General features: G+C 38.0%; 10 protein-coding genes. 1 reads left to right on the top strand and 9 read right to left on the bottom strand.

What is annotated here, in order from left to right; all coding sequences use genetic code 11:
- Nucleotides 1–110: 110 nt before the first annotated feature.
- From AW17_RS04960 to AW17_RS04920, 9 genes are all read right to left on the bottom strand, one after another.
- On the bottom strand, nucleotides 111–1,097 hold the full coding sequence (locus AW17_RS04960) for a pyruvate dehydrogenase complex E1 component subunit beta (RefSeq protein ID WP_029275017.1): 987 nt from the start codon (nucleotides 1,095–1,097) through the stop codon (nucleotides 111–113).
- Between the two features lie 286 nt (nucleotides 1,098–1,383).
- Complete coding sequence (locus tag AW17_RS04955; RefSeq protein ID WP_029275016.1) at nucleotides 1,384–1,941, bottom strand: GNAT family N-acetyltransferase; 558 nt, start codon at nucleotides 1,939–1,941, stop codon at nucleotides 1,384–1,386.
- Nucleotides 1,942–1,943: 2 nt separating this feature from the next.
- Nucleotides 1,944–2,384 (bottom strand): IS200/IS605 family transposase, encoded by a 441-nt coding sequence (tnpA, locus tag AW17_RS04950; RefSeq protein ID WP_029275015.1) that lies wholly within the window; start codon nucleotides 2,382–2,384, stop codon nucleotides 1,944–1,946.
- Nucleotides 2,385–2,586: 202 nt separating this feature from the next.
- On the bottom strand, nucleotides 2,587–5,442 hold the full coding sequence (locus AW17_RS04945) for a PD-(D/E)XK nuclease family protein (RefSeq protein WP_029275014.1): 2,856 nt from the start codon (nucleotides 5,440–5,442) through the stop codon (nucleotides 2,587–2,589).
- 7 nt (nucleotides 5,443–5,449) lie between these two features.
- Nucleotides 5,450–8,668: a UvrD-helicase domain-containing protein gene (locus tag AW17_RS04940; RefSeq protein WP_029275013.1), complete on the bottom strand. Its 3,219-nt coding sequence runs from the start codon at nucleotides 8,666–8,668 to the stop codon at nucleotides 5,450–5,452.
- A 96-nt stretch (nucleotides 8,669–8,764) separates the two neighbouring features.
- Nucleotides 8,765–9,280, bottom strand: a complete 516-nt coding sequence (locus AW17_RS04935) for an endonuclease domain-containing protein (protein ID WP_083488631.1) — start codon at nucleotides 9,278–9,280, stop codon at nucleotides 8,765–8,767.
- A 141-nt stretch (nucleotides 9,281–9,421) separates the two neighbouring features.
- Nucleotides 9,422–10,216 (bottom strand): tRNA threonylcarbamoyladenosine dehydratase, encoded by a 795-nt coding sequence (locus AW17_RS04930; RefSeq protein WP_029275011.1) that lies wholly within the window; start codon nucleotides 10,214–10,216, stop codon nucleotides 9,422–9,424.
- 94 nt (nucleotides 10,217–10,310) lie between these two features.
- Nucleotides 10,311–10,739, bottom strand: a complete 429-nt coding sequence (locus AW17_RS04925) for a DUF1016 N-terminal domain-containing protein (RefSeq protein ID WP_029275010.1) — start codon at nucleotides 10,737–10,739, stop codon at nucleotides 10,311–10,313.
- A 138-nt stretch (nucleotides 10,740–10,877) separates the two neighbouring features.
- Entirely contained in the window at nucleotides 10,878–11,534 is a 657-nt protein-coding gene (locus AW17_RS04920) for a TatD family hydrolase (protein ID WP_029275009.1), read from the bottom strand.
- Nucleotides 11,535–11,743: 209 nt separating this feature from the next.
- Between AW17_RS04920 and AW17_RS04915 the strand changes: the two genes are divergently transcribed.
- Nucleotides 11,744–12,277, top strand: coding sequence for a thioredoxin family protein (locus AW17_RS04915; protein WP_029275008.1), 534 nt, complete (start codon nucleotides 11,744–11,746; stop codon nucleotides 12,275–12,277).
- Nucleotides 12,278–12,524: the final 247 nt, after the last annotated feature.

The raw sequence follows: 12,524 nt of genomic DNA, 5'->3' as shown, positions 1-12,524 counted from the left end.
ACACCCCGTCCTGCGGACACCCCTCTGAGAGAGGGGAAATAAAAAAATCCCCCAAATTTCTTTGGAGGATTTATATGTTTTGGTCTTCGACTATGCTCAGACTGACAATTTTATTTTTTAACGTACATTACTTCTTTTACCGCTTTAACCACACGTTCAGCATTTGGTAAGCTTGCTGCGATTAAAGTTGGGGAGTATGGAAGCGGAACGTCGGCACAGGTGATACGTAAAACCGGTGCATCTAAATAATCGAATGCATGTTTTTGTACCATGAAAGCAATCTCTCCAGAAAGAGATGCCAAAGGCCATGCCTCTTCTACAACAACCAAACGGTTTGTTTTCTTAACAGAAGCGATAATGGTATCATAATCGATAGGACGTACAGTACGTAAATCGATCACTTCAACATTGATTCCTTCTTTAGTTAATTCTTCTACCGCCGGGTTTACAACGCGGGTTAACATTTTACCGAAGGTTACGATGGTTACATCGGTACCTTGTTTGGTTACATTTGCTTTTCCTAATTCGATATAGTACTCTTCTGCAGGAACATCGCCTTTATCGCCGTACATTACTTCAGACTCCATGAAAATAACCGGATCCTGATCTATAATTGATTGCTTTAATAATCCTTTTGCATCGTAAGGAGTAGCTGGAACTACCACTTTTAATCCTGGTGTATTTGCAAACCAGTTTTCGAAGTTTTGAGAGTGTTGTGCACCTAATTGACCTGCGTTACCTGTTGGGCCACGAAAAACCATAGGGCATGAGAACTGACCACCGCTCATTGATAAAATTTTAGCAGCACCGTTGATAATCTGATCGATAGCTACTAATGAGAAGTTAAAAGTCATAAATTCCACAATTGGAATAAGGCCTGCTGTTGCTGCACCAGTTGCAATACCTGCGAAACCTAGTTCGGCAATCGGGGTATCGATAATGCGTTTCGCACCAAATTCGTCAAGCATACCCTGACTTACTTTGTACGCACCGTTATATTCTGCTACTTCTTCACCTAATAAAAAAACGCGGTCATCTTTACGCATTTCTTCGCTCATGGCTTCGCGTAGTGCTTCTCTAAATTGGATTTCTCTCATTGTAAATTTTAATAACGGTGGCAAATATAATTATTAATCGCTTTGAAACCAAAGGCTAAAATGCGTATGTTTTGTAATAATTATAGGCAATCTGCCTAATTATTCAGGCTTTTTGAGGCGGTATTTTTTGTTTATCTGCTAAAAGAAGAAATAATATTGGGCAATTGTGTTTTTGATTAGCTTATTGTATCAAAGCTCATGCTTTTTCCGAAATATCTTCTTCAAAATGAATGCTCCGGTCGAGATGACGCCCCTTTTTATTAAAAGCCTCATTTTTTACCATGATTTAATGATTTGGGTTCAATAAACCATAAATTTCGCTATCGAGAAACTGGCCCCTAAAATAATAATCTTGTTTAAAATGTGCTTCTTTTACAAATCCGTGTTTAATAAGTATTTGCCTTGAGGCATCGTTTTCGACATTAATGTTGGCGCTGATGGTGTGTAGATTAACCTCTTCAAAGCCAAATGCAATTGATCTCTTTAATGCTTCTGAAATAATTCCTTTTCTCCAATAATCGGGATGGAGCATGTAACCAATTTCAGCCCTGTGGTTAGCAAAATCAGTGCGCCAATAACCTACAGATCCGATCATTTGTTCAGGGTTTTCTTTTAAGGCAATTACCCAAGCCAGGTTATCGCCATTTTCGTAACCATTTCTAAAACGTGAGATAAAATCTTTGATCTCAAAAATATCTTTGGGCCTTTCTCTGTCAATATATTTCATTACCGTTTCATTGGTACGCATGGCAAAAAGCGCTTCGGCATCAGCAAGATCGTGTTCGCGGAGAATTAAACGTTCAGTTTCGAGTATGGGGAATTTTGTGAAATTTAAGGTTAGCATTTTTAAAGATCTTCTTTTTCTAAGATAAATCCATACTTGTCTGCAAATTCTTTGACTTCAGATTCAAAAGATTTTTTGGTATGATGAATTTCTTGATTTTTAATATAATTGGTAACTGCTTGCAAACCAGATTCACTAACGGATACGGCAAAATAGTCATCTTGCCACATAAAAGGTATGTCTGTTAGCATATTTTTATTGATCCAAAATGATGATTCACCTTTTATGAGCTGAGCTACTTTTGCAATTGTTTGTTCTCTTCCTAGAGATATTAGACAGTGCATATGTTCGGTATATCCATTAATTGCCTGTAGAAAAATAGATTTTTCTCTACAATTTTCCATAATGTGCTTTTGAACTTTATAGCGGATGTTTTTTGTTAAATAGGGATGCCGGTTTTTGGTTGAGAACACTAGGTGAACCCAAATTCTTACATACGACATAATTGATGGTTTGATTAGTCTAATATATGAAATTTTTGGGTTTCGCTAATTCATTAAACTCATTTTTTTGGCTAAAGCCTTTAATTATATCACTAATTCAGTCCGCTGAAGCGGACTGCGAGGAAATGCAGTCTGCAGTCGCATGGTGTGTTAAGCAACTTTGCTATTCATTGCAATTGGCTTCAGCCAATTGCAACTAAATTTACTTCCCAAACAGCGTTTTATAAATAGAATATTTGTAATTATCCTCAATGGCGCTGGCAACGAAATAAGGTGCTTCGAAAAGTTCGGTTAACTTTTTTCTTAACTCGGCAAGAAACTCCGGTTTAATTTCTTCCAAATAAGCTCCAGATAGGTTTTGCCTTCCTGACTTAAACCAAACGCCATCTACGCTCATTGTTTTTACTACATACAGGTTGGGCTCTACAAAAGTTCTGCCCGAGAATTGTTCATAAGCATAGGTGTACAATAAAGTTTGGATTAAAGCTTTGTTGATATGTTTGCCATCAGAATTGAATAATTCTGGAATGTCTTTGAAAGTCAACTTATCGCTACCGGTTTTGTAGTCGATAATTTTTGTCACCCCATCTTTTACATCAACACGGTCTATGAAACCAAATATTTTAACGCTGGCTTCTCTTCCTTTAAGCGGGAAACTGATTTCGGCTTCTACTTTTTGCTCTAGGCTAATGATTGTAAATGGCGTTTGTGCTTCATCCTGATTTAAAATGATGTTTACATAGGCATCCACAATCGATAAAATTACCTTTTGCATACCCCTATATTCCATCACTGTATCGGGATTTTTAAACATCACAGCATTAAAACCTTTTTGTATCAGCGTGGGAATCTGTTTCCGCTTTTCTTTAATCCGCTCTGCAGTAATTTCAGCCGACCTTAAATCCTCGTAAAAATACTCCATCACTTTGTGTAAAATCGAGCCGATTTCGTTTGCTTCTACCACTGCGCTGATCTCTTTAGGCTCTTTAATGCCTGCAATGTAATTGAAAAAGAAGTCTATCGGGTTGGAGATGTATTGGGTAAGTGCCGATGGCGAAAGCACCTTCTTTTTATCGAGGTATTTCTGAAGTGTTTCCTGGATAAAGGCATTATTGGTTTTTTCGATCTTTACTTCCTTAAAAGGCTCGGTTTTTACTTCCAGATTAAGCTCATTATAGGTAAAATCGAAACCGCTTTCGTACTCGAGCTGCTTTAAGATTCTGCTGGCTTCGCCTGAAGTAGATTCGTCGGTTAAGCTATTATAGACAAAATTGATATTCTTTGCTCTCTGTAATAGACGGTACACCATGTAGGAGGAAATGGCATCAAGATTTTCAAGAACCGGAAGGCCGTAAACACGACGTATAGAATCGGGAATAAAACTATTACCAATGGATGATTTTGGAATAATACCTTCGTTGAAGCCTAAAATTATCACTTTATCGAAATTTAAGTTTCGGGTTTCGAGTAATCCCATTACTTGTATCCCGTTCAGCGGATCGCCTGAAAGCGGTACGGCAATGGCCTGCAGCGACTTTTGAACGAGGTAAATTACAAAAGGGATTTCCTCTTTACCGATGTGGTTGCTAAAGGTATCATGCAAACGGTTTAACTCCTGTATGGTTTTTACAAACAGTTCTGCATCGATTTTTTTTAATGTTTTCGCATTCGATAATCTTGTTAACACATAATCCAATACATCGAGTAAATTGGTTACTACATGCTGCGGATCATCGATTTTTTTATAAAAAGTTTCAAACAGCCCACTTTGGCGTAATAACCTTTTATGATCGATCTCCACCTGGTTTTCTTCCAACAATGCGGTTAAAATTTTATCGCGCATTTTTTGGGTAAGGCCTGTTAAGGGATGGGTTAAAAAAGCTTCTACATTTTTGTAGCTTACTTTATCCCGCTGTAAAACCTCCAACTGACTCCCCAGCCATAAATCGACCAACCCAAAAATACTTGAGGTTGATAAAGCAAAACCCATGGTTACGTTGAGCTCTATTTCTTTTCCGTTCAGGTTAGTTGGAATCGTTTGCAGCGTGGGAATCAACAGGCTCTCATCTGCCAAAACCACTACTGTTTTGCCAATAGTTTCAGTAGCTGTATAATCTTCTTCTAAAATATTATTCAGGATTTTGGCCTGTGCCGATTGCCCCTGAACCTTGAAAACCTTCACATGGTGTTCTGCAGATTTCATTAAACTTTCATGATCTGCAAATACATTTTTTAAACCCAGTTGGTTCATGTTTTTGCGTAAGAACAAACCGGCTTCCTGCGATATATCATCTAAATAATAAGTATCAGCATCAAAATAAAACAATGCTTTGTCGGCTTCTTGTAGCTGGGTAAATATTTTAGCCTCGGCGCTACTCAAAGCATTAAAACCTACAAAAATGATCTTGCCCTTATCAAAATTCGAAATAAACTGCTGGTGATTGGTAATGTCATCGGCAAGGTGGCGATAAACAGAGCCATTGGTTAAATATCCCTGTTCTTTAAGCGTTGAATGGAATTTATGGTAAAGCTTGGGCATCCTGCGCCACATCCTGATGAACAGTTCCTGTTGTTTTTTGTGTTTTCCTTCCGAATAGGATGTCCAGAACTGGGAAAGAAACTCGTACTGCTCTGGACTTAAATAATCGAAATCTTTATTGATGACTGAAATATCTTCCAGATCGCGGTATAGTTTCTCTGCATCAACCAGGTCGGCATCAATCTGGTTAAAATCGCTTAAGATGATCTTGGCCAGTGGAAAAAACTTATGGCTCGAAATGCTTTCCAGTTGCTCTTCGGCAAGCAGTTGGTTATAAATACGGTGTAAAGTAAAAAACTGGAGGTAAAAATCGGCTATTTTATAACTGGTAGAACTGGCGAAAAATTCTTGGATGGTAAAAAAAGATGGACTGAAAAATGGCTTGCCGATAATATCTGCGAAGTGTTTCTGCAAATAGGCCGATGGCCGTTTATTGTTAAAAACAATGGCACAGTTTTCAAGCTGATTTCCAAATCTGGTAACTAAATCTTCGGCAACTTCCTGTAAAAATGGTTTCATCTGCATATTATACTAATTTCAACTTGCCTTTAACTGCATAGAAAAGATAGGTTCTGATATTTTGATAACCCATTTCAGTAAGTAATATTCTGTAACTATTTACCTGCTCGATGTGTTTGTCGCTTTCTTCCAAGGTAAATTTATAATCCAGAATAATTACCTCATCAGCGTTGATCAAAACCCGATCGGGGCGATGAAGCTTACCATGGGCATCAATAATATTTTTTTCTACGATACTTTCGCTCGCTTTATCCAAAATGGCCTTAAGTTCGGGGTTGTTTAATACTTCAAGTGCCGAATCGATTAATTTCTGCTTTTCTTCTTCCTTGATAATGCCTTGCAAAACCAGATTGCTTGTATAATCGTTTACCTCTTTTGAAGTACTTGCACTGGCCAGGATATCATGTAACAACGAACCTTTTCTTCCTGATTTTTCAATATTGACCAAATGCTTTAAATGTTTGTCTTCTGAAGGGATATATAACTCTGATAAGCGGGTTGTGGTTGGATAACTATTTAAATTGATAAAATTCGAATCCTCTGATTTACTTTCGACCGAGACATTATCTACGATTTCGTATACTCCGTTTTCATCAAACTGCTCATCGAAAGTAAAATTAATTACATCGCCCATATTGGACAATTTTAGCTCTTTTTTTGCCATCGTGGCGATGTACAAATAATCTTTTGAACGTGTGGTAGCCACATAAAGCATATTCAATGCATCCATATTATTATAAAGCAACTCTTCATAATATGCCTTTGCAATGGCCGAATCGGCCAGGGCTTCATTGTATTTTAAAGGAATCCCTTTAAGTTCCTTGTAAACCGTTTCTTCAGAAGATACCCAAAACGTACCATTTGGTTTTCCTTTAATTTCCCAGTTGCAAAATGGCACGAAAACAGCCCTAAAGGCCAGTCCTTTAGATTTATGTATGGTGATGATCTGTATGGCATCTGCGCCTTCTGGCGAGGGTAGTGATTTTTTGATACCATCTTCTTCCCACCAGGTTAAAAAGGAAATTATACCTTTTTCGCCAAGCTTGCCGGCAGAAGCGGTGAGATCTCTAAAAGCCAACAAATAGGGTAAATTGGCAGTTAGGTTTTTTAGCCCATAGCTTTCAATTAAAATCTCAACCAGCTCAGGCAGAGGAAGCTGTAACCAGCTTTGCCAGTTCTCGCACAACGCTACGGGTAAAACTTCAGTAAGTGTGTTTAAAGGCTTATTGTTAAGGTTTAAATAATAATTGGCATTGATCTCTTTCTCGTGCAAGGAATGATATAACGCAATACAATTGGCTTTATATAATGCTGTTTGCGATTCTAAACCGATGAGCACTTTCAAGGTATTGATGATGAGCTGTATAGCCGAGTTGTTCGAAATCAATAAAGCATCGCCCGATAAAACCGGTAAGTTATGCCCCATTAATTTTTTAACCGTCAGTAAGGCTTCACTATTCGAACGAACCAAAATGGCAATATCCTTTAGGGCATACTGCTGCTGGTTTTTGAGGTGGTTTATTTCTTCAACAATATCGTCTAAAGCAATGTCCCTGAAAACGGTTTCGGTAAAACGCGCTTCATTAGGTGCATGATCTTTGCCGAACTTTTTAATTTTGATGGTTCCGCCTTTTAAGGTATTGGTGGCAAAGTTCTGGGTTGAGCCACTATAAATATCGGTAATAATCTGCTGGTAATGTTGTTCCTGCCACCATTTAGAGATGCTTTCAGGTTTGGTTGCCAGATTTTCGTTCAGTTCGTTCTGCAGGGTTAAAGGGATAGCTTTGTAAAGGAAATTGTTAAAAGTGATGATGTTCTCGGCACTTCTATAATTTTCTTCCAAACTTTCCTCCAATACATTTTCTGCACCAACGTCTAACTTGGCGTATTTATGCAGGATGTTCCAGTCGCCATTGCGCCAGCGGTAAATAGATTGTTTGGTATCGCCAACAATCAGGTGATCGATCAGATCCTGACTAGGTGTGGCCATCGCATTTGTTAAGAGCGATTTAAAACTTCCCCATTGGCTGGTAGAGGTATCCTGAAATTCATCGAATAAGAAATTACGGTAGCGGTTGCCAACTTTTTCCCAGATAAAAGAAGGGTTATCGCCTGCATCTTCGGTAATTCCGGAGATCAGTTTTTGTGCATCGCTAATGAGCAGATTGTCATTTTCAGCCCTGTACTCTTTCAATAGTACGGCAATTTCCTGCATCAACCTTAAATAGTAAAGGTTTTTATTAAAAGCGATGGCCAGACTGTAATTTGGTAAATGCGCTAAATAATGCGTTTTTAATTTCTGGAGGATCGGATTTACCGTATCGTAAGCCTCCGGAAAATTTGCATTTTTTTGAAACCACTCATCTGGTTCATCGATTAAATTGAAAAGTGGCTCAATCTTAGAAAAATCGCCTCTGGCTACCAGGATAATTTTAGCAAGCGGGCTACGCGATTTCCCTTTCAGGTGTTCGGTTTCTACACCAATTACATTCAGGGCTTCATTCGCTTCGGTTGCCAGAGAAACCAGTTCCTCTTCAAAGTTCTTGATTTCTGCCTTGGTAACACTAATGTATTTTTTAAATAATTCGTCGATGTTTTCTAAACCAAGCGTACTTACCGCGTCTTCAAAAATCTGGAAACGTTCAGAAAATATTTCTCCAATTAAATTATAAAGTTCGAATTTATAGTTCCAGCTTTTATTGTCGCTGATGCGTTCGATAGCCAGATCGATGATCCATTGTAAGAGCTGTTTATTATGGTCTAAAGCTTCATCTAGTTTGTTTACGAGGTCATCCTTCACCTTGTCATAATTCATTTCTAAATTATAATCGGCATTTAGTCCCAACTCGAAAGCAAAACCACGGATTACTTTTTGTACAAAACCATCAATCGTACTTACCGAAAAACGGCTGTAATCGTGCAAAATTTTCCGATAAATCTTATCTGCTTTAAACTGTAATTCCTGCGGACTTAATATCGGATAGGCGAGTAAAATGAGTTTCCGATAGTCTTCGATTTTTTTCGATGGATTGCCCTTTGCCAATCCTAACAATACCTCCAGAATCCTGGTTTTCATTTCCTCTGTAGCCTTATTGGTAAAGGTTACCGCTAAAATTTCGCGGTATTTGTTCTCTCCGCTAAAAAGCAGCGTAAGGTAATGAGCGGTAAGACTGAATGTTTTACCAGAACCTGCGGAGGCCTGAAGAATTTTGAGGGGCTGGGGCATATTGTTTTCTTAATTCCCCTCCTTTGGAGGGGTGCCCGTAGGGCGGGGTGGTTTAATTATTTCCGGGGTGGTTTAATTATTTCTTTAACTAAATATCTAAATTGATTGAGTTCCGTATTCTGCAATAATATATTCTTCTAATCCTATGATAACAAAATCCATGTTTCTCATCACATCATTAACAGTAATCCTATATACTTTTAATCCCAGTGAGATTAAATAATCTTCTCTTAGTTTATCATAAGCCTTTTTGTCATCATGACTGCAGCCATCTATTTCGATTACTAAGCCAAGTTTTTTGACGTAGAAATCAACGATATAATTTCCGATTATACGCTGCCTATCAAAATCTATTTTATGAAAACGTTTTTTTGTTATCCGCATCCAGAACAATACTTCTGGTAAATTGCCTGCCTGGCGGAGTGCTTTGGCTCTTTCTTTTAGTCGAGATTGATAAGGTAGGTCGGCTATTGGTGTTAACTTTAGTGTTGTTCCGTTAATTACTATATCTTTTTGTAAAGTGGTTTTTAACACCCCGTCCTTCGGACACCCCTCTAGGAGAGGGGAATTCTGGGTGCCTAAACCGGCATGGGGGTTAATTTTCCTTTGCATTTTTTGCTTTGGGTTTTATTCCCCTCCTATGGAGGGGTGCTCACAGGGCGGGGTGGTTACTATAGACTCATTCTTATTTTATCCTAACTTACAACAATTTAAAATTTTCCCGAAATCATGATATCAACAATTCTACCTCTATTAGGATTTTTTACTTTTCCTTTTATTCAGTGTCTTATGGCTGATCCTTGCAGGGCGTTCGGCCATTTCGATTGGCAGGCCAAGCAGATCGCGGATTACAACCGAGGCGCAGGCACCGCCAAATGCTGCAGGCAGGTAAGAAACTGTGCCATAAGCGGAGCGCTTGAAATTACTCCCATCAGTCATGATCATCGAGTTTTTGTCCATTTCTTCTGTTGAGAAAACAGCCTTTATTTTGCTGGCATTTGCAAGTTTGTTCAACCTTTTACGCACATAACTGGCAAAAACACATTGATAAGTATCAGGAAGCAATGTGATCCTTATTCTGGTAGGATCCATTTTGCCACCAGCACCCATTGAGCTAACAATAGGGATATTCTTTTCAAGAGCAGTTCCCAACAAAGTGATTTTTGGCATTACACTGTCGATGCAATCCATAATGTAATCAAAGCCAGATTCTAAAATTCCCCTGCATTTCTCAGGGGTAAGAAAAGTATTTACCACATGAAGTTTTAGGTCTGGATTAATGGCCAATAAACGCTCTTGCATTATTTCGGCTTTGCTCACACCATGATTGGTCGCCAAAGCAGGCAGTTGCCTGTTCCGGTTGGTCGGGTCAACTATATCACCATCAACAATGGTCATTTCGCCAATGCCTGAACGGCAGATAAATTCGGCAGCAAAAGAGCCTACACCGCCCAAACCGATCACCAAAACATGTTTCGATTGGAGTTTATCTATTCCATCATTCCCAACAAGGAGGGCAGAGCGCGAAAGCCAGTTAACATCAGACATAATATATTCTATAAATTCTTTATTTTTTCAATTTCTTTTTTCATTTCATCCATTAATTGCTGCTCTGTAGGTAAATAAAGTTGATATTTACTTGCTATAATAATTGGCTATTTACTTGCCGCTCTAACTGTCTTGCTGACCAATTATTTTTTTCAGTCTCGGCAATGTAGAAATCTTTTTTATCTTGATTATCAATGCTCATCAAGATTTTGTAATGTGTCCAACTGAATTGCGTCCGCAGTGCAGACGCAATTGGAAAAGCACGATAAAATTGCCTATTTCGCTCTAATTGGCGAATCGAAAATCCTGTCCCTAATTTTGGTTGAAATTCATTGGATATAGATTTAATAAGGTATTCCCCATAATCAGCCCTATCTTTGCCTTTTTGTTCTTCTTCAAAAATTACTTTACCAATTTGCCAATACATAAGCATTCTTTCAGTCTCAACAGAACGTATTGCTCGTTCTTTTGCAGAGGCTATGATAGATTGTATTTGCGTTAAAAGCTCTTTTTTTAATTGCATTTAGTTTAGAGAAATTATAGTGGTCTTTTTGTTACTAAAAACTTAAGCAATGAAACCAATAAATATAATATTTTTAGAGTTGAGATATTTAATGCTAATTTACTAAAAATATTAGTTTTGCGCCCAGCTTGTTAAAATTTATATTAAAATCAATTTATTCCAGTCTGCAAAAATACGAGCTTTAAGCGCATCAATGCTACATTTTTTTAAAATGGCTGCGGCTTGGTAAATTTCTTCAATTGAAATATCCGAATCATCAGTTTCCAGGAAAAATTGATCGGTACTTTGAATCAGCTTAGCTGCGCCCGAATTTTCTTTTAAAGCAGTTATTCCAAAGGAAAGAAGGAAACCTTTGTCCATTAGCTGTTGGCCAAGCTGCTCATTTTTATTAAAACCATGGATAATCATCGGTACTTTAACTTTTAATCGTTCTTTAATTGCAATTAACTCTGAAAAGCATTTAACACAATGTAAAATCAATGGTTTATTAATTTTTTCTGCCAATTCGATCTGATTTTCTAAGATTATGGTCTGATTTTCCAGGTTTTCACCCCTCAACCGATCTAAGCCACACTCTCCAATCTGTTTCACATTTGTTTGATTGGCCACAACACTTAGATATTTCATCTGTAGTTCGAGGTGATCAATTTTAGCAAACCAGGGATGCAGCCCCACAGAAATTGCCTTGGTTTTAGGCATTGCCAAAAAGATATCGCTGGTTAACGACAAACTTTGAATGCTGGTTACCCCAGGTTGGGTGGCAACTTTGTGGGTATGTATGTCTAAAAAATCCATTGGAAAACAAAGATATGTAAAATGAAGATGGAGAATTGGAGATGGATAATGTAAAATTCATATTTGATTAAAACTTCGTTCTTAATCCTTTCCATTCTATGGACTATGGACTATGGACTATGGACTGTTTCCGTTCTGTAAAGAATTCGCGAATAATCCATTGTAATGCTAGACTTTATTACATTTGCTATTATTATTCATCGAAAATCATGAAAAAATTAATCATTTTATTAACTGCCGCGTTAATTTCGACAGCGGCGTTTAGTCAGGCGAAAAAAGAAGGTGTTCATATCTATAACCCCAAAGCAGATGCTAAAGCTGAAATTGCTGCTGCGGTTGCAAAAGCAGGCAAAGAAAATAAACATGTTTTGTTACAGGTTGGTGGTAATTGGTGCAGCTGGTGTATCGCATTCCATAATCTGGTTGACAGCACAGCAACGCTAAAAAAATACATTAACGATAATTTTGAAACCGTTCTGGTTAATTACAGCCCTGAAAATAAAAACGAAACTGTTTTAGCGAGCTTAGGCTACCCTCAACGTTTTGGTTTTCCGGTATTTTTAATTCTGGATGGTAAAGGCAAAGTATTGCACATCGAAAATTCTTCTTACTTAGAAACCGAAGAAATTGGCGCTAATGGTAAAAAGAAAGTCGGGCATGATGTAAAGAAAATCACTTCCTTTTTAAAGGGATGGACAACTACTGCGGTTAATCCCGAAACTTATAAGCAGAAGGCCAACTAGAGGTTTAAGGTAGAGGGTGTAAGGTTTAAGGCCCAACGACAATAGCCGGAGCCTAAAAAAGTAAGAAAGCCGTCCTGATGTAAATGGGGATGGCTTTCTTGTTAATCGTCTAAATCATCTTCATCTAGGTCATCATCGAGGTTTAACTCATAAGAAACCCTTGATGCTTCGTCAGCCCACTTCTCTGTGGCAAAAGATTCTTCGCTGCGCTCAGAATGACAAATATTAATTCTTTATGTTTGGTGGT

Source organism: Pedobacter borealis DSM 19626, from assembly GCF_000708285.2.
Lineage (GTDB): Bacteria > Bacteroidota > Bacteroidia > Sphingobacteriales > Sphingobacteriaceae > Pedobacter > Pedobacter borealis.
The sequence above is the reverse complement of the archived record's forward strand: the minus strand, read 5'-3'. Positions and strand labels throughout refer to the sequence as shown.